Annotated in this window: 20 protein-coding genes and 2 other annotated features; of the genes, 18 read left to right on the top strand and 2 right to left on the bottom strand. The window is 32.5% G+C overall.

Annotation, left to right across the window (positions count from 1 at the left end; translation table 11 throughout):
- Positions 1-5 precede the first annotated feature (5 nt).
- From N4T77_RS17715 to N4T77_RS17680, 8 genes are all read left to right on the top strand, one after another.
- Positions 6-1,157, top strand: a complete 1,152-nt coding sequence (locus tag N4T77_RS17715; protein WP_261673188.1) for a CapA family protein — start codon at positions 6-8, stop codon at positions 1,155-1,157.
- Positions 1,158-1,351: 194 nt separating this feature from the next.
- Positions 1,352-2,296 (top strand): flagellar motor switch protein FliM, encoded by a 945-nt coding sequence (locus N4T77_RS17710; protein WP_261673187.1) that lies wholly within the window; start codon positions 1,352-1,354, stop codon positions 2,294-2,296.
- Between the two features lie 2 nt (positions 2,297-2,298).
- Positions 2,299-3,417 carry a flagellar motor switch phosphatase FliY gene (gene fliY / locus N4T77_RS17705; RefSeq protein ID WP_261673186.1) on the top strand — a complete coding sequence of 373 codons (1,119 nt, stop codon included), beginning with the start codon at positions 2,299-2,301 and terminating at the stop codon, positions 3,415-3,417.
- A gap of 316 nt (positions 3,418-3,733) precedes the next feature.
- A complete protein-coding gene (locus N4T77_RS17700) occupies positions 3,734-4,291 on the top strand; it encodes a helix-turn-helix domain-containing protein (RefSeq protein ID WP_261673185.1) in 558 nt (185 codons plus the stop codon).
- A 165-nt stretch (positions 4,292-4,456) separates the two neighbouring features.
- Positions 4,457-5,359, top strand: coding sequence for a trans-4-hydroxy-L-proline dehydratase activase (locus N4T77_RS17695; RefSeq protein WP_261673184.1), 903 nt, complete (start codon positions 4,457-4,459; stop codon positions 5,357-5,359).
- A gap of 6 nt (positions 5,360-5,365) precedes the next feature.
- Entirely contained in the window at positions 5,366-7,741 is a 2,376-nt protein-coding gene (hypD, locus tag N4T77_RS17690) for a trans-4-hydroxy-L-proline dehydratase (RefSeq protein ID WP_261673183.1), read from the top strand.
- A 49-nt stretch (positions 7,742-7,790) separates the two neighbouring features.
- Positions 7,791-8,597 (top strand): pyrroline-5-carboxylate reductase, encoded by an 807-nt coding sequence (gene proC / locus N4T77_RS17685; protein ID WP_261673182.1) that lies wholly within the window; start codon positions 7,791-7,793, stop codon positions 8,595-8,597.
- A gap of 166 nt (positions 8,598-8,763) precedes the next feature.
- Positions 8,764-10,104, top strand: coding sequence for a Na+/H+ antiporter NhaC family protein (locus tag N4T77_RS17680; RefSeq protein ID WP_261673181.1), 1,341 nt, complete (start codon positions 8,764-8,766; stop codon positions 10,102-10,104).
- Positions 10,105-10,216: 112 nt separating this feature from the next.
- On the opposite strand, the gene N4T77_RS17675 is transcribed toward N4T77_RS17680, so the two are convergent.
- On the bottom strand, positions 10,217-11,176 hold the full coding sequence (locus N4T77_RS17675) for a 3D domain-containing protein (RefSeq protein WP_261673180.1): 960 nt from the start codon (positions 11,174-11,176) through the stop codon (positions 10,217-10,219).
- A gap of 383 nt (positions 11,177-11,559) precedes the next feature.
- Here N4T77_RS17675 and N4T77_RS17670 point away from each other — a divergent pair, with 383 nt between their 5' ends.
- The 5 genes from N4T77_RS17670 to N4T77_RS17650 all read left to right on the top strand — a co-directional run bounded on the left by N4T77_RS17670 (position 11,560) and on the right by N4T77_RS17650 (position 15,422).
- Positions 11,560-11,715: a hypothetical protein gene (locus tag N4T77_RS17670; protein ID WP_261673179.1), complete on the top strand. Its 156-nt coding sequence runs from the start codon at positions 11,560-11,562 to the stop codon at positions 11,713-11,715.
- Positions 11,716-11,918: 203 nt separating this feature from the next.
- Positions 11,919-12,290 carry a pyridoxamine 5'-phosphate oxidase family protein gene (locus N4T77_RS17665; protein WP_261673178.1) on the top strand — a complete coding sequence of 124 codons (372 nt, stop codon included), beginning with the start codon at positions 11,919-11,921 and terminating at the stop codon, positions 12,288-12,290.
- A 194-nt stretch (positions 12,291-12,484) separates the two neighbouring features.
- On the top strand, positions 12,485-13,726 hold the full coding sequence (locus N4T77_RS17660; protein ID WP_261673177.1) for an NAD(P)-dependent oxidoreductase: 1,242 nt from the start codon (positions 12,485-12,487) through the stop codon (positions 13,724-13,726).
- 159 nt (positions 13,727-13,885) lie between these two features.
- The gene (locus N4T77_RS17655; RefSeq protein ID WP_261673176.1) at positions 13,886-14,638 is read left to right on the top strand and encodes an exodeoxyribonuclease III; all 753 of its coding nucleotides are present in this window, start codon (positions 13,886-13,888) and stop codon (positions 14,636-14,638) included.
- Positions 14,639-14,846: 208 nt separating this feature from the next.
- Complete coding sequence (locus N4T77_RS17650) at positions 14,847-15,422, top strand: ECF transporter S component (protein WP_261673175.1); 576 nt, start codon at positions 14,847-14,849, stop codon at positions 15,420-15,422.
- Positions 15,423-15,480: 58 nt separating this feature from the next.
- Here the strand turns inward: N4T77_RS17650 and N4T77_RS17645 are convergent, their stop codons facing one another.
- Positions 15,481-15,753, bottom strand: a complete 273-nt coding sequence (locus N4T77_RS17645) for a DUF1294 domain-containing protein (RefSeq protein ID WP_261673174.1) — start codon at positions 15,751-15,753, stop codon at positions 15,481-15,483.
- Between the two features lie 319 nt (positions 15,754-16,072).
- Between N4T77_RS17645 and N4T77_RS17640 the strand changes: the two genes are divergently transcribed.
- The 5 genes from N4T77_RS17640 (at position 16,073) to N4T77_RS17620 (ending at position 21,567) form a co-directional block, all read left to right on the top strand.
- Positions 16,073-17,455 (top strand): rhodanese-like domain-containing protein, encoded by a 1,383-nt coding sequence (locus N4T77_RS17640; protein WP_261673173.1) that lies wholly within the window; start codon positions 16,073-16,075, stop codon positions 17,453-17,455.
- An 89-nt stretch (positions 17,456-17,544) separates the two neighbouring features.
- Complete coding sequence (locus N4T77_RS17635; protein WP_261673172.1) at positions 17,545-17,868, top strand: hypothetical protein; 324 nt, start codon at positions 17,545-17,547, stop codon at positions 17,866-17,868.
- Positions 17,869-17,959: 91 nt separating this feature from the next.
- Positions 17,960-18,832 carry a DUF1002 domain-containing protein gene (locus N4T77_RS17630; RefSeq protein ID WP_261673171.1) on the top strand — a complete coding sequence of 291 codons (873 nt, stop codon included), beginning with the start codon at positions 17,960-17,962 and terminating at the stop codon, positions 18,830-18,832.
- Between the two features lie 142 nt (positions 18,833-18,974).
- Positions 18,975-19,229, top strand: a binding site (T-box leader).
- Between the two features lie 38 nt (positions 19,230-19,267).
- Positions 19,268-19,518, top strand: a binding site (T-box leader).
- Between the two features lie 111 nt (positions 19,519-19,629).
- Positions 19,630-19,836, top strand: coding sequence for a hypothetical protein (locus N4T77_RS17625; protein ID WP_261673170.1), 207 nt, complete (start codon positions 19,630-19,632; stop codon positions 19,834-19,836).
- A 201-nt stretch (positions 19,837-20,037) separates the two neighbouring features.
- Positions 20,038-21,567 carry a 2-isopropylmalate synthase gene (locus N4T77_RS17620; RefSeq protein ID WP_261673169.1) on the top strand — a complete coding sequence of 510 codons (1,530 nt, stop codon included), beginning with the start codon at positions 20,038-20,040 and terminating at the stop codon, positions 21,565-21,567.
- The last annotated feature ends 161 nt before the right edge of the window (positions 21,568-21,728 follow it).

Raw genomic sequence — 21,728 nt, 5'->3', positions numbered from 1 at the left:
TATTTTTGGTAAGGAAGAAAGAGAATAGAGAAGTAAAGGTGAAAAAAATAGTTATAACTGTCCTCATGTTCCTTGTATTTGTTGGAGGTTCTTATTATAGTTTACATAAAACTGTCTATAAGAAACTAGCTGATGAAAAGGTTTCTAGCAATAATAGTAGTGAAAAAGATAGTAATAATGAAAAAAATACTATTGATAAAAAAGAACCAGTTCAAACAGAGGTGCTTTTAAGTAGCGCTGGAGATTGCACTATAGGACATGATACAAATTTTGGATATGCTAATAGCCTACCAGCAGTTTTAAATCAAAAGGGGAATGATTATTCTTATTTTTTTAAGAATGTGGCAGAAATTTTTAAAGAGGATAATATTACTACTGTTAACTTAGAAACCACCTTTACAAATGCAATAGTAAAAGCTGAGAAGCAATTTAATTTTAAAGCTCCTCCAGAATACGCAAAAAGCCTTCCATTAGGAAATATAGAAGCAGTAAACCTTTCTAATAATCACATATACGATTATCTAGATAAAGGTTTTAAAGATACAATTGATTCAGTAAAGGCAGAGGGAATTAATTACTTTGGTGAAGGAAATAAGTGGTTAACTGAAGTTAATGGAAATAAGATGGCATTTTTAGGATATAGGGGGTTTAGCTCTGATAAGGCTTTCCTAAAGAAGGTTAAGGGCGATATAGAAGAACTAAAAAGTAAAGGTTATACTGTTGTAATTAATTTTCATTGGGGACAGGAAAACTCCTATTATCCAAGTGAGGGACAGAAACAAATTGCTCACTATGCTATAGATCAAGGAGCAGACCTAATTGTAGGTCATCATCCTCATGTAATTCAGGGAATTGAAAAGTATAAAAATAAAATTATTGCATATAGTCTTGGAAACTTTGCCTTTGGTGGTAATATGAACCCAAGAGATAAGGACACCTTTATCCTTCAGACAAAATTTGTATTTAAGGACAATAACCTTGTATCTTACGGAATCAAAGTCATTCCGTGCAGTATTTCATCTGTGAGTTATGTAAATGATTACTGTCCTACACCACTAAAAGGAAACAGGGAACAGGAAGTTCTGGCTAAGCTAAATAAAATTTCTATGAATTTAGATTTTGAATTAAAGAATGATTTTGTATTTTTACAACACTAAGAGAGGGTTCGCTAATAGCAAACCCTCTCTTATGCTTAGCGTGGCCAGCTGCTATCTCTAATATTAGCTGAATTAGGATGAAAATAAATATTTCTCATAATCTCAATAGTTTGCTATAATAAGGTTAGTTAAGAAAACCTAGTCAAAGGTAGATATTTAATTAATCTAATTAATCGGTGAAATGAGGGCTTAATATGTCAGATGTTTTATCTCAAAGTGAAATAGATGCGTTACTGGCAGCTATGGCAGCTGGCGAAATGATTGGGGAAGAAACAGTAACTGCTGATGAAAGTAATACTCCCTCTACGGTATTAGAGGATAGCCTAAGGTTCTCTGATAAGGATATGGAGGTTTTAAAATATATTCATACAAAATACAGTGAAATATTATCTTCATCTATTGTAAGTACCGCAAAGGCAGAGATTGCGTTAGAGTCTATAGAGGAAATAAGATATGAAGAATTTATAAGGTCTATTCCTTGTCCAACAGTTGTGACAGTATTTAAATTGAATCCATTAGAAGGACACTTACTATTTGAAACAAGTCCTACTTTGATTTTTCAGATAGAAGATCTTCTTTTAGGTAAAGGCAAAACCTGTGAATTAAATATTTTAAGATTTTCTGAAGAAGACAAGAATACTTTTATGGAAATAACCAGTGATTTTATAGCAGCACTTAGAGAAGCTTGGAGTGATGTGTTAACTATTAGAGAAGAACTTGAATATGTGGAAACAGATCCAGCTGAAATAAACCTGTTTGAAAAGGATGAACATGTTGTTTTATTATCATTTTCAATAAATGTTGGCAAGATAAATGCTTTCTTTAATATATGCATACCATATTCAACTATAGAAAAACATTCAGGAAAATTAAAAGTAACACATAGGAGTTCAAATGGACAGTTAAGTAATAATTTAGATAGCACAAATCTAAATATAAAAGTTATATTAGATACACTTCAGCTATCCTTGGATCAGGTTATGAATTTAAAAAAGGGAAAAATTTTAGTCACTAATAAAAAGTATAGTAATAAGGTAAGTATATTAGTGGAAGAAAAACATTGTTTCAACGGAGAGGTAGGTTTATTAAACCATCGCAAAGGGGTTAAAATAATAGATTGTTTAGGTAAGGATGTGTAATTATGAGTAATGGATTATCACAAGAAGAAATAAATGCTTTATTAGAAGGAAATATTAGTGATGAGCAGTTGAATGGAGAAAGCAGTAACAGGTCTAATATTATTTTAACAGATATTGAAAAAGATATATTAGGGGAAGTAGGTAATATATCCATGGGATCTGCTTCCACAGCTTTATCAGATATGATAGGAAAAAGGGTTAATATAACTACTCCAACTATATCTACTACAACCTTAAAGGAAATGAGAGAGAGTTTTGAACTACCTAATATTGCTTTAGAGATAAAGTATGTTGCCGGAATTGCAGGAAAAAATATTTTGATAATGAGAGTTAGAGATGCAGCTATAGTAGCCAATATAATGATGGGCGGAGAGGGACAAGTTACTTCAGACGAATTATCTGAAATAGAAGAAAGTGCAGTTTCCGAGGCAATGAATCAAATGATGGGTTCAGCGGCTACAGCTATGGCAACTATGTTCTCAAGGAAAGTAGACATATCTCCTCCAAAATCAAAGATTTGGGATTCTATGACTTCTAATATGTCGGAAAATATTGAAGAAGAGGAGGAAGTTGTTCAAGTAGCCTTTAGATTACATATAGAAAATCTGTTAGATAGTGTTATTATGCAGGTGTTATCAGGAGAAACAGTGAAGCAAATAGCGTCTATAATGATGGGAACTGAAGCTCCTTGTGAGAGCCCATCTAACGATATTGTAATCGAAAGTAAGCAAGATGCTGTAGAAAAAATAAAAGAACAGGCAATTGTTATGGAGAAGCAGGAAGAAAATAGCATAGCAGGTTATGCTGAACAGGGAACTTCTTTGGAGCATAGTATAGAAAAAGTTCAGTATAAACAATTTAGTGATTTTGATAATGTCTCTAGGAATACCAACTCAATACTAGATGTTCCTTTAAATATACAGGTAGTATTAGGAGACGCTCAGAGAAGCATAAAAGAAATTTTAAATTTTAAAAATGGAACGCTGCTTCAGTTAAATCAGATGGAAAATCAACCAGTAGAACTACAGGTCAATGGAAAGGTAATTGCCTATGGAGAAGTGGTTGTAGTAGATGGTAATCTTGCTATAAATATTACAGACGTAAATAATGACAATATTTAAAAAGGGATGGTTTACAATTTTTCTGAAAATGAAAGATTGTGAACCTTTTTTATTTATAAATCTTTAATAATTAAAACCAACTGAGCAGCTAAAGTTTAACTTTCATTTACGCTTCTATATTAGAGAAATAAATTTTTTGTGAAATAATTAAATGTGATTTTGTAGTTTAAATTTTATAACTATAAAATTTTTTTCAGCATAGTGAAAAAACAGTAGACTTTACCAAAGATAAGTATTATAATTATAATTGTAAGAATTATTAAAATATTAGCACCGTAATAGCGAGATTTTACTAAAAAATAGTGAGGAAATACTTATGACAGAAGATGTAGGAAGAAAGATAAAAGAATTAAGAATTAGTAAAAATTTAACCTTAAAGGATTTGAGTGCCGAAACAAATTTATCCATTGGGTTTTTATCTCAATTAGAGAGAGGATTGACCACTATAGCTATAGATTCTTTAGACAAGGTTGCTAAAGCTCTAGAGGTGAACTTATCCTATTTTCTAGATGATTTTAAGAGTAATAAAAAAGTTATACTTCGAAGCTATGAAAAAGAGGTGTTCCAGGTCTATAGTAATCAGTTTATACACTATCATTTAACAAATGATGTAGGAGAGAAAAGCTTTCTGCCTAGGCTTATAGAGATACTACCTACAAATAGCAAAGAGGAAGTAGCGCCTTATCCACATGAAGGTGAAGAATTTATTTATGTTTTAGAAGGAATTTTAACACTATTTATAAATAATGAACAGCATGAACTGTATCCTGGAGATAGTGCTCATTATAACTCAAGCATTGTCCACAATTGGGCAAATTACACAAGCAAAACTGTAAAAATCTTGACCGTAAATGGTCCAAGTGTTCTTAGGTAGTAAACTATTAAACTCACTGAGCAAGTTTATCTTTGGTAAGGTAAAAGAATAAAATAAAAATAAATAATATTAATATCTAGAGAGTTTGACTTTTTTATAAATAATACTAGATATTATTTATTTTAAGTATAAATGTTAAAAATTTAACGCTAATAGGAGGATGAAATGACGTCAGGAACTGTAATTAACATTCAAAAGTACTCTATTCATGATGGGCCGGGAATTCGAACAACAGTATTTTTAAAAGGCTGTCCCTTAAAGTGTTGGTGGTGTCATAATCCAGAAAGTCAGAGTTTAAAGCATGAAATCATGTTCTTTGAAGAAAGATGTACAGGATGCGGGAGCTGCATCAAGAGATGTCCTGAAAAGGCCATCCAGTTCAAGGATAGTTATCCTGTTGTAGATGAGAACAAATGTAAAATCTGTGGTAAATGTACTGATTTTTGTCCGAATAATGCTAGGGAATATGTAGGAAAAGATATGACAGCTCAGGAGCTTATGAGGGAAATAATAAAGGATGAGGTTTTTTATGATGAATCCAATGGAGGAGTCACATTTTCAGGGGGAGAGCCTTTAATTCATGCAGATTTTTTAGCCCAGCTTTTAAAGCTTTGCAAAGAAAGGGGAATTCACACTGCTGTAGATACCAGCGGCTATGTGGCCTGGGAAAACTTTGAGAAAATATTTGACAAGGTTGACCTATTCTTATTTGATCTTAAGCATATGAATAACGATATGCATAAGAAATATATGGATGTACCTAATGATTTAATCCTAGAAAATTTAAAAAAACTATCAGATAAAAACTGTAACATATTCATAAGAATGCCTATTATTGCAGGTGTCAATGATGATAGTGAGCATATTGAAAAAGCTATAGAATTTATAGAAAAGCTAAATGTTCTACAGGTAAACTTATTGCCATATCATAAAATGGGTATGGATAAGTATAGAAGGCTTAAAATGGACTATAGGTTATCTGGTATGGAAAAGCCATCTAATGAAAGGATGGAGGAAATAGCAGATAAATTTAAAAAGTCCGGAATAAGGATTAAAATAGGGGGGTAACGGATCATGATGACTGAAAGAGTAAAAAAATTAAAAGAGCAGAGTTTAAATGCAGAGCCACGAATTTCTATGGAAAGAGCTAAAATTGAGAATGATGTCTATCAAAAATACGAAGGAAAGGTCAGCGTTCCTGTACTTAGAGCACTAGTTTTAAAAGAACTAATGACTAGAAAAGAACTGTGCATAAACGAAGGGGAGTTAATAGTTGGAGAAAGAGGAGAGGCACCAGCAGCAACTCCAACCTATCCTGAATTATGCTGTCACACAATAGAAGATTTTGAAATAATGGATATGAGAGAAAAAATATCTTTTAAGGTTACTGAGGAAGATAAAAGAATTCAAAGGGAAGTCATAATTCCATACTGGGAAAAGAGATCTATGAGACATAAAATTCTAGAAAGCATGTCTGAGGAATGGAAAGAGTGTTATTCCGCAGGAATATTTACAGAATTTATGGAGCAAAGGGGACCTGGACATACTACTGGAGACGATAAAATATTTAATAAAGGTTTTTTAGAGTTTAAAAAAGATATAGAAATAGCTATGGGGAAACTGGACTATTATGGAGATGACGAAGCTTTAGATAAGAGAAATCAACTAGAAGCTATGAATATAGCCTGTGATGCAGTAATTACTTTAGGAGAACGTTATGCAAAATATGCTGCAGAGTTGGCAGAAAAGGAAGAGGACCCTATTAGAAAAAAAGAGTTACTTGAAATATCACAAGTATGTAGCCATGTTCCAGCTAATGCTCCAAGAAATTTTAGAGAAGCTCTTCAGATGTACTGGTTTGTTCACCTATGTGTTATTTCAGAGTTAAATCCATGGGATGCATATAATCCAGGAAGATTAGATCAGCATTTATACCCTTTCTATAGTAGGGAATTAGAAGAGGAGACATTGACAAGAGAGGAAGCAGAGGAACTATTACAGTGTTTTTGGGTTAAATTTAATAATCAACCGGCACCACCTAAGGTTGGCATAACCTTAAAAGAAAGTGGAACTTATACAGACTTTGCCAACATCAATATTGGTGGAGTAAGAAAAGACGGATTAGATGGAGTTAACGAAGTAAGTTATCTTCTATTAGATGTAATAGATGAGATGAGATTACTGCAACCTAGTTCAAATGTTCAAATTAGTAAAAAGAGCCCACAAAGATTCGTAAAGAGGGCCTGTGAAGTTTCAAGAGAGGGATGGGGACAGCCATCTATGTTTAATGCAGATGCAGTTATTCAAGAGCTAGTAAGAGCGGGGAAATCAATAGAGGATGCTAGATGTGGTGGTACTAGTGGATGTGTTGAAGCTGGTGCTTTCGGAAAGGAAGCTTATATTCTCACAGGATATTTTAATTTGCCTAAGATTCTTGAAATAACACTTAATAACGGCGTAGATATAATGACTGGTAAAAAGCTAGGCATAGAAACAGGAGATGTTACAAAGTTTGAAAGCTTTGAGGAAGTTTTTGAGGCATTTAAGAAACAGCTTAAGCACTTTATAGATATAAAGGTTAGAGGAAATAGAGTAATTGAAAGATTATATGCAACTTTAATGCCTGTACCATTTCTTTCAGTAGTAACCAGCGATTGTATTTCAAAGGGAAAGGATTATAATGCCGGTGGTGCTAGATATAATACCACTTATATTCAAGGAGTAGGTATAGGAACTATTACAGACAGTTTAACTGCCATTAAGTATCAAGTTTTCGATAAAAAGAATGTATCTATGTCAGAGTTAATGGAAGTATTAAAAGACAACTTTGAAGGTCATGAGGATATATTAAATCTGGTAAGGAATAAGACCCCTAAATACGGTAATGATGACGACTATGCAGATACTGTAATGAGGCAGATATTTGATGCTTACTATAATGAGGTAAATGGCAGAAAGAATGGAAGAGGAGGAGTTCACAGAATAAATATGCTTCCAACTACTTGTCATATCTACTTCGGTTCTGTTATGGGAGCAAGTGCAAATGGAAGAAAAGCACAGGTTCCAGTTTCAGAGGGTATTTCTCCGGAAAAAGGATCGGATGTAAAGGGACCTACAGCAGTAGTAAAATCCGCTGCCAAGATGGACCACTTAAGAACGGGAGGAACTTTATTAAATCAAAAATTTGACCCTTCTGTTGTACAGGGAGAAGTAGGTTTAAATAATATGGCAAGCTTAGTAAGAGCATATTTTACAATGGATGGTCATCACATTCAATTTAATGTAGTAAGTAAGGAAACTTTAATAAATGCCCAAAAGAATCCAGATGAATATAAAAATTTAATTGTTCGTGTTGCCGGATATAGTGATTATTTCAACAACCTAGATAAGGTTTTACAGCAGGAAATAATCGATAGAACAGAACAATCCTTTGAAGGAGCATGCTGCTAGGTTATTTATTGAAAATTATTATGGGAAAGTGTTTAAGAGGTGAAGGAAAATGAACAAAATAATAGGGTTTATTGGATGCGGTAACATGGGACAGGCGATGATTGGGGGAATAATCAAAGCAAAAATAGTTTCACCAGCTAATATAGTAGTGGCTGACTTAAATGAAAAGAGTCTTGCTGAAACTGAAGTAAAATATGGAGTAAAAGTAACTAAGGACAATAAAGCTGCTGCTGAAAATAGTGATATTTTAATACTGTCGGTAAAGCCGAATTTATATCCAGTGATAATCAAAGAAATAAAGGATAAGATTAAAGAAGATTTAGTAGTAGTTACTATTGCAGCAGGAAAATCTATTAATGGAACAGAAGAACAGTTTGGAAGAAAGATAAAAGTGGTTAGAGTAATGCCTAATACACCAGCACTTGTAGGAGAGGGAATGGCTGCTTTGTGTCCTAATGATGCAGTAACTAAGGAAGAATTAGAGGAAATTAAAAATATTTTTGAAAGCTTTGGTAAATCAGAAGTTGTAAGTGAAAATTTAATGGATGTTGTAACCTCTGTCAGTGGTTCATCACCAGCTTATGTATATATGTTTATTGAGGCTATGGCAGATGCCGCTGTTTTAGATGGTATGCCAAGAAATCAAGCTTATAAATTTGCAGCACAGGCGGTTTTAGGTGCAGCAAAAATGGTGATAGAAACAGGAATGCATCCAGGAGCACTTAAAGATATGGTTTGCTCTCCAGGAGGAACAACTATTGAAGCAGTAGCTACTCTTGAAGAAAAGGGCTTAAGAGATGCAGTTATTTCTGCAATGAGAAGTTGTACTAAAAAATCTATTGAGATGTCTAAGTAGCTTAAGAAAGGGTATGAAAGTTTTTTCATACCTTTTTTAATGGTTAAAATTAGTGAATTTTATCTTAGTTTTTAGATAATATATAATTATCAATTTTTAGGTCAATTAGACAGCATATCTGATATAATTAAAGAAGAAATAAATGGAGTTTTAGAAGGTGATTACTTTGGATTTAATTTTAGCGACTACTATAACATTTATATTACTAGTTTTAAGTGTTTATAAAGGAATATTTCTTGCATATCCATTAACCGTTGGTCTGGTGTTGTTTTCTATATTGTCATTGAAAAGAGGATACTCTGCAAAAGATACCCTAATTATGATTTATAATGGAGGAAAAAAATCTTTTATAGTCATAAAAATTTTTTTGCTTATAGGAGCTGTCATAGCTATGTGGATGACTTCAGGTACTGTAGCAGCTATAGTTTATTATGGAGTAGGATTAATAAAACCCAATATATTTATTCTCTGTGCCTTTTTAATCAGCTGCCTTGTATCCTCTTTAATTGGTACGTCGGTGGGAACAGCAGGAACGGTAGGGATAGCCCTTATGGTAATTGCAAAGGGCGGAGGGGCAAATATTGCAGCTACAGCTGGAGCAATCATTGCTGGGGCTTATTTTGGTGATAGGTGTTCTCCTATGTCTTCAAGTGCCAGCTTAGTAGCCTATTTAACAGGAACTAATATTTATGATAATATTAGGAACATGTTCAAGACATGCATCATTCCCTTTGGTATATCAATAATCTTCTATTATACAATATCAAGAGTATTTCCACTTCATAGTTCCGTCAGCGGTATAAATGTGGAACTTGCCAAGGCATTTAACATAAATCTTATTGCTTTGCTTCCAGCAGTGGTAATTATTGTGCTTTCAGCGTTTAAAGTCAAGGTTAGAGTTTCTATTATTATAAGCATAATTACCTCATTTTTTTTAGCGGTTTTTATGCAGCATGAAACTGTAGTAAACTGCGTTAAGTTTATAATTTTTGGGTATAGTATGGACAAAACTAATACTCTTTATAATGTAATAAAAGGAGGAGGACTAGTTTTAATGCTGAAAACATCTTTAGTTATATTGGTTGCATCAGCATTTGCAGGCATAGTTGAAGAAATTAAAATGTTAAATAGTATTGAAACTATAACAAGAAAAGCCAATTATAGATATGAAATTTTTAGAAATATGATAATTACTAGTATATTTACTGCTGCTGTGGGCTGCAGTCAGGTATTTGCAGTAATTTTGACTCATATGCTAAACAAAAATGCCTATGAAAAAAATGAAATAGATAATTCAAGTATAGCTATAGATTTAGAGAATACAGCCATAATGATTTCTGCACTAATTCCTTGGAATGTTGCTCTCCTTGTGCCAATTACCATCCTAGGAACGGACAGTTCCTGTATACCTTATTTAATTTATATATATATTCTACCACTTTGGAATCTAATATCCTTAAGAAGTAGGAATGATAAAAAAAGTGCTGTGGCAGGTTTAAATTCTTAAAGCCTATTCTGATAATAATAAAAACACTATCAAATTAAGAAACTTTGATAGTGTTTTTATTATTTTAGAATATTACATACACTTTATAAAATTTGTGTTTCAGGAAAACTATTTAATTAAGTATGTAAACGGTAACCGTTCGTCTACCCCAACTTCTAGCTTCTCCTTCTGAGTGAAAGAATACATCTATTATATTTCCTTTTATAGCACCACCAGTATCACTGGCAACAGCGTATCCATAACCTTCTACGTAAACTCTAGAACCTAGTGGTATAACTCTTGGATCTACAGCTATAGTGCTATATCCACCAGCATCTCTTGTGGTCCCAGCTCCGGAAGCTGTAATACCATCTCCTGTATAAGCTGTTGATTGCATAGTCAGCACCTTTGAATATGAAATGGACTTTGAACTACCACGAGATAAAGTACCGCTCTTTTTAACAGTGCTAGAAGCTTCAACGGCTAATAGCTGGTTTTCCTTTTCAGTGGCTTTACTTAGAAGTTCCTTCTGTGATTTAATGTCCTTACTTAAAGTTGCCAAAGTATTTTCATTACTTTCCTTTAAGGCTTCTAATTTTTTATTTTCGTTACTTAAGGCATCCTTTTCCTTTGATATAGCCTTCTGCTTTTCTCTAAGCTTTGCAGTGATTTCGTTATCATAACCTATTACCTTTGAAATCATGTCCACCCTTGACATAAGGTCAGTTAAGTTATCAGCAGATAAAACTACCGAAAGATAGCTATCTGCACCACTGATGTACATAGCTCGTACCCTCTTTTTAAATAAATCTTCCTGTTCCCTTGAGTTTTTTTCTGCAGCTTCTAATTTGGCTTGAGTATTTTTCATGTTTTCAGCAATTTTATTCATAGATTTTTTATTGACATCAATTTTCTTTAAAACATCATCAATTTGTTTATCTAATTCTTGAACCTTCGATTGTAATTTTTTCTTTTCATCTTGAGTTTGCTTTAATGTATTCGTTGTACCACTGCTTGGTGCAGCAAAAACACTGGCGTTTATGATTACAGCTAAAGCTAAGGTCATGATAACAGATAAAGTTTTTTTATTCACTTTTACCCCTCCTTAAGCTAGTTATCAATATACAATATTACTTCAAATTTATTGCCGTTCCTTATTATACCATTAAACACTACTTAAATTCAAGTTTATGCAAAGGGAAAAGCTATATAGCAGTTTTTAGTGGCATTTACCTACTTTAAAATTAGGATATAATTGCCTAGAATAATCTATAAATATTGTTTATAATAAGATATGAATGTATAAGAAATTATAATACATTTTAAAGAGGAATAAATTATTGTTAGATTTAAGGAGGAATGACTATGAAAAAGTTAGTTGTTTTTGGAAGTAAGTATTGACCGGATTGTGATCCACTGAAAGAGTTTCTTTCTGAAAATAATATAAAATATGCCTTTGTTGATATTACTGAAAGTATGTTTAATCTAAAATTGTATCTTAAATTCAGAGATAACAGACCGGAATTTGATGAGATTAAAAAACAGGGAAGAGTGGGAATACCATTTATATCTGTTAACAATGGAGAAAAGCTAATTTTTGACGAACAACCGGATTTAAATGAACTTATATAATGTTTATGCCTATAGATGGCAACAATATTAGAAACTACAGCTAGCGGGGGATTGTAACCAATATCTACGCTGGCTGTGTTTTTATCCATATTCCTGTAAAGTAACATATGTTACTGATTTTAAGCTTAAATAGGCATATAATTTACTTAAATAGAAAAGATTATATAATGAAGTTAATGTTTCAATGAGAGGAGAATACATAGATGATGCCAGAAAAATTACTGGAAATATTAAAATATGAGGGAGTAGTAGCTATAGTTACTCAAGGAGAGCAAGAGCCTCATGTTGTCAACACTTGGAATAGTTACATTAGAGTAACAGGAGAAGATAGCTTTTTAATTCCTGCAGGATATATGAAGGAGACAGAAGCTAATATAGAAAAAAATAATGCAGTACAGCTTACCATAGGAAGTAGAGAAGTTCAGGGCTTTAATGGTCCAGGTACTGGATTTTTAATAAGAGGAACTGCCGAGTTTTTAAAAGAAGGAGCTAAGTATGATTTAATTAAGGTTAGCTTTCCTTGGGCAAGAGCTGCCTTGGAAGTTAAAATCACTTCTGCTGTACAAACTTTATAATCCTCACTAAGTATGAAGTATTAAGAAAAAAGCTGTATCTTTTAGGATGCAGCTTTTTAAATATATGTAAAAAGCATTAAGATATAACTTATTATCGACAAAATACTGATTAAAATGACAAATTACTGCAAAGATGATATATTAATTTTAGTGAGAAAAGAATTATTTTTAGTAACTAGGAGGATTTTATACAAATGATTAAGTTAAATGAAGAAGCAGGAAGATGCCTATTATGCAAAAACCCAAGATGTAAGCACAGCTGTCCTATAAATACTCCAATTCCGGAAGTTATTGATTTGTTTAAGAAAGGGGAATTAACAAAGGCTGGGGAAATGTTATTTGACAATAATCCCTTATCAATTATTTGTTCGATAGTATGCCCTCATGAAGAACAGTGTAAAGGGAGTTGCATAAAGGGAATAAAAGACGTGCCTATTAGTTTTCATGAAATTGAAAAGCATATCTCAATGAATTTTTTAGAAAATGTAGAACTTAAACCTAAAAATAAACTAGAGGATAGGATTGCTATTGTTGGGGCAGGTCCAGCAGGACTTACAATAGCCTTTATTTTAGCTAGAAAAGGTTATAAGGTTACAATATTTGAGAGTAAAGAAAAAATAGGTGGGGTATTAAGATACGGAATACCAGAGTTTAGATTGCCTAAAAGTATTTTAGATAAGATAGAAGAAAAGTTGGTTCAGTTAGGAGTTAAGATAAGGCCTAATACTTTAATAGGACCGGTAATAACTATAGATAAACTATTTAGTGATGGATATAAAGCAGTATTTATCGGCACAGGAGTGTGGAATCCTAAGACTCTTAATATCAAAGGAGAAAGTCTTGGAAATGTTCATTATGCAATAGACTATTTAAAAGCTCCACAGGTATATAGCTTAGGAAAAAGAGTTTGTGTAATTGGTGCAGGAAATGTAGCTGTTGATGCAGCAAGAACTGCCAAGAGAAATGGGTCTTCAGAGGTATATATACTTTATAGAAAAGATTTTGAAGATATGACTGCTACGAAAGCAGAAATTGAGGAAGCAAAGGAAGATGGTGTTCAATTTGAACTATTTAAAGCTCCTGTTGAAATATTAGAAGAGGGAGTAAAATATATAAGCACCAAAAAAACAGTTGATGAAAATGGAAAAGTAAGAATAGTTTCAGTAGAGGGAACGGAGTCTTTATTTGAATGTGATTCTGTAATAGTGGCTGTTAGTCAGTCTCCAAGAAACAATATAGTTCTAAATAACAAAGGTTTTGAAACTACAAAGCAAGGCCTATTAGTAACAGATGAACTAGGTCATACCACTAGAGAAGGAGTATTTGCTTCAGGCGATGTCGTTACAGGTGCAAGAACAGTAGTTGTAGCTGTTAACCATGCAAAAACCGTTGCAGATACAATCGACAGATTCTGTACAGAACTTAGAAATGAATAGGCATCAAAGTGGCATATTTATATTTAGATTTATATGCAACTAAACTATAATTATTTCATAATTAGGAAGAATTCTGGTAAAAAGAGGTTATTTTATAGTATTATAATGGGAGGAAATATACAAATTAATACTTAAAATACAACTTTGGAGGGAACATTTATGAAACTAATATCATGGAACGTTAATGGATTGAGAGCCTGTGTTACAAAGGGGTTTTTAGATTTTTTTAAGGAAGTAGATGCAGATGTATTTTGTATTCAAGAAAGTAAGCTGCAGGAAGGCCAAATAGATTTAGACCTTGAAGGTTATTATCAATACTGGAATTATGCTGAAAAGAAAGGTTACTCAGGAACAGCTATATTTACCAAAATTAAGCCTCTAAGTGTAGCTTATGGAATAGGTATTGAAGAACATGATAAAGAAGGAAGGGTTATTACTTTAGAATTTGAAAATTTTTATGTGGTAACAGTTTACACACCAAATTCTAAAGAAGGATTAGCTAGATTGGAATATAGAATGAAGTGGGAAGATGATTTTAGAGATTATCTAAAGTCTTTAGAAAAGAACAAGGCAGTAATTGTCTGCGGGGATTTAAATGTAGCTCATAAGGAAATAGACCTTAAGAATCCTAAGACAAACAGAAAAAATGCAGGATTTACCGATGAGGAAAGAGGCAAGTTTACCGAACTTGTTAACTCTGGTTTTATTGATACTTATAGATATTTTAACCCAGATAAAGAAGGGGTTTACTCTTGGTGGTCTTACAGATTTAATGCCAGAAAGAATAATGCTGGTTGGCGTATAGACTATTTCTGTGTTTCAGATTCACTAAAGGATAAATTAGTAAGTGCATATATACATACTGAAGTCTTAGGTTCAGATCACTGTCCTGTAGAACTTGTTGTGGAATAGTATATAATTACTAAGTATAGAAGGAGTTACAACTCCAAGTAGTATGATATTAAAGGAATAATCTTAGCTCTAAAATGGGTACACTTATACAAAGTGTACCCATACATTTTGCATAAAATTTCCTGTGGAATATAATAGTAGCAAATGAATTATTTTGCACGAAGAATGCAAATAACATTAGAAATTTATTCATAAGGGGGAGAGTTTTATGCAAAAAGAAAGTATCTTACAAAAGAAGCCAAAAACAATAGAAACTGCAAGTCTTGTTCAAATGGCACTTATGATAGCTATAACCTGTGTAGCTACTATGGTTATTAAAGTTCCTACACTTTTTGGTGTGGGCTATGACCACTTAGGTGACAGTATGGTATTTTTAGGAGCAATTCTTTTTGGGAAGAAAAAGGGAGCTATAACAGCAGCGGTAGGTATGAGTTTAGCAGATTTTCTTTTAGGATATGCTTACTATGTACCTTTTACCTTCCTAATAAAGGGAATAATGGCTTATATAGCTGCATCTATTGCCTATAGAGGGAATTATGAGGGGAAAAATATTTTAAATAATATCCTCGGTTTTGTTCTTGGCGGTGCGTGGATGGTTTTTGGATATTTCTTAGCTAAAATCGTAATTGTGCAATATATAGTAGTTAAAGCAGGGACTTTTAGAGAGGCCTTTATCATTGCTCTGGCAGGTATTCAAGGTAATATAGCTCAAGTAACCTTAGGAATGATAATTGCAATTCTATTAGTAAAGGCTTTACATGGAAGATTAAAAGTTTATCAATAAAAATACAAACATTAAAAAATCACCCTTAAAAAAGGTGATTTTTTAATGTTTGTATTTTTTACTGAGCAATATTCATAAAACACTTAAAAATTATAAACAATTGCACAAATCCTATAGCAGGAATACCTAATATAAACTTTAAGTGCTTAGTTTTATGTCTAAATAGCTGCATGCCTAAAAATATTCCAGCACTACCAAAGACAGTAGCTACAATAAAAAGCCTAGCTTCTGGTATTCTCCATTGACCTTTTCTAGATTTATTTTTGTCATAGAACATTAAAAACAATCCGTATAGGTTTATAATTATCAGGTAATATAAGAAAATTTTCATTGGTAACCCTCCTAAATTTGTCTATTATAACTGATTTGTTTTTATGTTAATTTTAAAAAATTATTTTATATAGTTATAAGAATTATAACAGATTTGGTTTAAAAAAATCTTTACATCTTTTTAACTTTCCCTAAGGTTATTTTGAAGCAATAGAAAGTTCTTAGAATTTTCAGCTAGAAATATGACTATAAGAATCTGCTATATATAGACAGAGAATTATAAAAAAATGCAATAAATCAATACATTTACTTTTTTATATAATAATATTAAAATTAATACTTGGTATTTTATATTAAGAACTTTAAGGAGGATCAGTAAATTGAGGAAGATTAGTAAATTATTAGGAGTAGTTCTAGCATTATCTCTATCTACGTCAGTACTATCTGCCTGTGGCGGTAAGCAAGAGGCTAAAAACACTGATGAAATTAAGACTATCTCCACAAAAGGCCTAAAGGATAAGGTTGGCAAAAGTGATTGGGTTATAGTTGACACAAGAGAAAATGATGCTTTTAATGGATGGAAACTTGATGGTGTAAAAAGAGGTGGACATATTAAAGGGGCAACAGATTTTTCAGCAGCATGGTTGAAAGTTGATAACAAAAATAAGGACAAGACTTTAGAGGAAGCTTTAAAAACAAAGGGAATATCTCCTGAAAAAAATGTGGTTTTATATGATGCCAACGGAAAAGATGGGAAGGAAGTTGCAGATTATTTATCTCAAAAAGGATATAAAAATATATATAGCTATGATGTTAAAGATTGGGCAAAAGATGAAACTCTTCCTATAGAAGCCTATGTTAACTACCAAATGTTAGTTCCAGCTTCTTGGGTAAAGGATTTAATTGATGGTAAAAAACCGGAAAACTATAACGGTAAAGAATATAAGGTTTTTGAAGTTTCTTGGGGGGAAGAGAAAGATTCTCCAGATTATTTAAAGGAAGGTCATATTAAAGGGGCAGTACATATAAATACCGATGAAGTAGAAGAAGGACCTCTTTGGAATCGTCTTTCTGATGACAAGCTTCAAAAATTTGCAGAGAGCAATGGAATAACAGTAGACACTACAACAGTATTGTATGGTGCTGATTCAATGGCAGCCTATAGAGTAGCGGCTATACTAAAGTATATAGGTGTTAAGGATGTTAGAGTATTAAATGGCGGAACTGCTAAATGGAAAACTGCAGGATATGACCTAGAAAAAACATCTAATAAAAAGACTGCTATAGCTTCCTTTGGAGCAAAGGTTCCTGCAAATAAAGACTATATTATTGATTTACCACAAGCTAAAGAAATAATAGCAGATAAACAAGGTAGCAGATTGGTGGACATAAGAAGTTGGGATGAACATATAGGCAAGACCTCAGGATATGACTATATAAAACCTATGGGTCGTCCAGCAGGTTCAGTATGGGGACATGCTGGCTCAGATAACTCAAGTTTAGAACATTATAGAAATATAGATAATACAATGCGTAATAAAGATGAAATTATTGATATGTGGAAGGAATGGGGAATTACCCCGCAGCAAAGGTTATCCTTCTTTTGCGGAACTGGATGGAGAGCAGCAGAAGTATTGTTATATGCAGATGTAATGGGATTAAAAAATATATCTCTATATGATGGAGGCTGGAATGAATGGAGTGGGAACACTGGAAACCCAGCAAATCCAATAGAAACAGGCGAACCTAAAAAACAACAATAGATATATTTTAATGGTATTAAAATATGAAAATAAAAAATATTTTAAAATGGATAGGAACTTTTTTTCAGATAATCTTAGTGATATTTGCCATGACAATACACTTTCTGTCAGATAAAAAGATGGGAATAATGCGTTCTTTAACATATAGGAATGCAGCTTTTGATAAAGTCTCTTTAAAGATTAAAATAATTTATGCTTTAATTTTTATATTGTTAGTAATCTTAATTTTAACTATTAGATACTATAGAGACTTTCAAAAGTTTAAGTGGCACTTATTGTTTATACTATTTAATTTAATAATAGTAATTTTTGCACTTAAGTTAGATAGTGAAACACTAGTATCCTATTATGTGCTGCTAATATCAGCTTTTGCTGTATTGTTTATACAGTTAATAAAATTTATTTTTACTTAAATAGAAAGAGTAGACAACTAAAGGTCTACTCTTTCTATATTTTTTAAATTTATGGTATAATTAAATAAAAATGATACTATAAAAAGGAGACTTGAAAATGAAAAGAATTATAAGTAGATTATTAGTAACAGTTTTTGCTATATCCACTGTAATAGCTATACCAGCACAAAGAGTTCATGCTGATGCCTTTAAAGTAGTTACTTTAGGAGCAGATTTAAGCAGTAAGCAAAAGGAAGATATGCTTAAGTATTTTGGAGTGAATAGACAGGAAGCTAGTGTGTTAGAAGTAACTAATGCAGAGGAAGCTAAATATCTAGCAGAAGTGGCATCTGCAAAGGAGATTGGAACAAAATCCATATCCTGTTCTTACGTAGAACCTACAGATAAGGGAGGACTAGTTATATCTACAAACAATATATACTGGGTTAGTGAAAGTATGATAAAAAATGCTTTAATTACTGCAGGTATAAAAAATGCTACAGTAAAGGTATCTGCGCCTTTTAATGTATCAGGTACAGCAGCTCTCACAGGAATATTAAAGGGTTTTGAGAACAGCAGTGCTGGTGAAAAAATTGATGAAAATAAAAAAGAGGCTGCCAATCAAGAATTAGTAGTCACTGGTAAATTAGGAGAAAAAATAGGACAAGATGAAGCAGCAGGATTAATAAATGAAGTTAAAAAAGAAGTTGTAAAGGAAAAGCCTAAGACTGACGAGGAAGTAAAGGATATTGTAGTTAATATAGTTAACAACTACAACTACAACTTAAGCCAGGAAGATATAGATAAAATAATAGCAGTAATGAAAAAGATAAGCAGCTTAAATCTAGATTTTAATGCACTAAAAAACCAACTAAACGATGTTTCAAAGGGGTTACAAGCAGTACTACAAAGTGATGAAGCCCAAGGGTTTTTTGAAAAAATATTTAGGGCTATAAAGGCTTTTTTCTCAGAACTTTCTAGTTAATAAAGAGGATAATTTGTTGCTTAAAAGGTATTGACATTGGTATTAAATGGAGTTAAAATAGTAAAAACAGAAAATTTTAAAAATAAATACTAATTTAAAAGCTAGTATATTCCGTTGATATTTTCATATATATTAATAAGTATATAAAACTGTGATAGGGATAAGTAGATATGTTAAGTATCTTTTAGAGAGTGGGTATTGGTGGAAGCCTACAGATACACATATTGAAACTCACCCTTGAGTTGTAAGCTGAACTTATTGGTAACTTAAACTAGATGAAATTTAAATTTTATCTAACTTTTAGTTATCAAATATAGTAAGCTGAGCCGGTGATGAGCCGTTATCAAATTGAGTAAAAAATTTGGGTGGTACCGCGAACAGACTTCTCGCCCCAAGGCGAGAGGTCTGTTTTTTATTTCTAAAAATAAATAATGAGTAAAAACTATGATAGGAATAAGTAGATATGTTAAGTATTTTTCAGAGAGTGAGCAGTGGTGGAAGCTCATAAATACACATATTGAAACTCACCCTTGAGTTGTAGACTGAAATAAGTATAGTCTAAAAAGGAGAAGGTTTAAAAAAATCTCATTTTAGTTTATAGATAAAGTAAGTTGAGCCGGCAATAAGCTGTTATTAAATTAAGTGAAAAATTTGGGTGGTACCGCGATAGACTTCTCGCCCCAAGAGAGGTCTATTTTTTATACCCTAAAATGATAATAATTTTCTTCTGGCCAGAGAAAGTTTATTAATATATGTAAATTTATTGAAAACATGTAATTATAAGGAGGGGGAGCAAAATGTTAAAATGTCAGGAGTTTAATAAAGTTAATGGTTCCGCAGGAAATAGCGAAACATCAATAGATGCTGCTGAAAAGGCAGGGAATAATACAGGAATGGATTTAGTTTATGAAGCAGGAAAATCATATTATAACTATTTAAGTAATATGAAATCAGAAGAGTCTTCTGGTAACAGTGATTATTGTACAGTATTTATGATGTTGTAAGTTTAGAAAAGACAATTTTAAGTTGCTTTAGATAATGTAGGTGGTAAATGCACCTAAGACATTTACCACTTACTTAATCAATATTGTAATTAGTTAAGTGTACACAATTAAGAGTTACTTCAATTTTGGATCTTACTCACTACAGTAAATAACTAGGTTTTTGCAGGAACAGAAATGCATTGATTATAAGGAGGAAATAAGATGACTAAGAAAATATATATTTTTGACACCACTTTAAGAGATGGAGAACAAACTCCTGGTGTGAGTTTAAATATAGAAGAAAAGCTCCAGATTGCAGTACAGCTTCAACAATTAGGGGTAGATGTAATTGAGGCAGGCTTTCCCTTTGCATCCAAGGGGGATTTTGAGGCAGTTAAAGCAATTGCGGAGAATATAAGGGGACCAGTTATTGTAGGACTGGCTAGGACAACAAAACAGGATATTAATACAGCATGGCAAGCTTTAAAGTATGCTGAAAATCCTAGAATTCACACTTTTATTGCTACTTCTGATATTCACATGGAGCATAAACTAAAGATGGAGCCAGAGGAAGTCTTAAAAAGAGTTTATGAAATGGTATCCTATGCCAAGTCTCTGTGTCCAAGTGTTGAATTTTCTCCAGAGGATGGTACTAGAACAAGATGGGCATTTTTGTATAAAGTTATAGAAACTGCAATAGATGCAGGAGCTGATGTAATTAATATGCCAGATACAGTAGGTTATTCAACTCCAAGTGAATTTGGAGCCCTTATAAAAGATATTAAAGATAATGTCCCTAATATTTACAAGGCTATAATAAGTGTTCACTGCCATAACGATCTAGGACTTGCAGTGGCAAATTCTTTGGCAGCAGTTGAAAATGGAGCAGAACAAGTAGAATGTGCTATAAATGGATTAGGGGAGAGAGCTGGAAATGCTGCACTAGAGGAAATAGTAATGGCTATAAAAACTCGTAACCTTCACTTTAATTGTCATACCAACATTATAACAGAACAGATAACTAAAACAAGTAATCTAGTGAGCTACATTACAGGGATGCAAATTCAGAATAATAAAGCGGTAGTAGGGGTAAATGCCTTTGCTCATGAATCTGGTATTCACCAGCATGGAGTTTTAGAGTGTAGAGAAACCTATGAAATAATGACACCGGAATCTGTGGGATTAAAGAAAAATTCTATAGTTCTTGGTAAGCACTCAGGTAGACATGCCTTCGAGGAAAGACTAAAGGAATTAGGTTACACTAATGTAAGCCATGATAAGATAAATGAGGCTTTTGTGAAATTTAAGGATTTAGCAGATAAGAAAAAAGTAGTATCTGATGAAGATATTGAAGCATTGATAAATCATGAGGTATTTCGAACTTCGGAGATATACACCCTTGAATATTATCAAATTTCAAGTGGAAATAGCACTGTCGCTACCGCTACTGTTAAGGTTAGCTTTAATGGAGAAACTTTTAGTGAGGCTGCTTGTGGTGATGGTCCCGTTGATGCAACCTTTAAAGCTATTGAAAAGGCTGTAGGCATTAGCGTGAATTTAAAGGATTATTTTATAAAAGCAGTAGGTACAGGAAAGGATGCCTTAGGAGAAGTTACACTAAAGATTGAGAAGGAAAGCAAGATATTTTCAGGCAAAGGAATAAGTACGGATATTGTAGAGGCAAGTGCAAAGGCATTTATTAATGCAATTAATAAAATGCTCTATCTTAATTCTAATGACATTGGTGCATAAAAATTATAAATTGTTCATTTATCAGTAAGATATTGGATAAGTCCATCTAAAAATAGGTTATGTCATACGTTATAATAGGTTTATGTATACTTTGAAAAGTTTTACTTATGAAGTTAAATCAAATCAGGAACTCAGTGCTATTTAAGTTTATTAAAAAACTT

This window comes from Clostridium sp. CX1 (assembly GCF_025398335.1).
GTDB classification, from domain to species: Bacteria; Bacillota; Clostridia; order Clostridiales; family Clostridiaceae; genus Clostridium_AM; species Clostridium_AM tanneri.
This window is presented reverse-complemented; position numbering and strand designations above follow the sequence as displayed.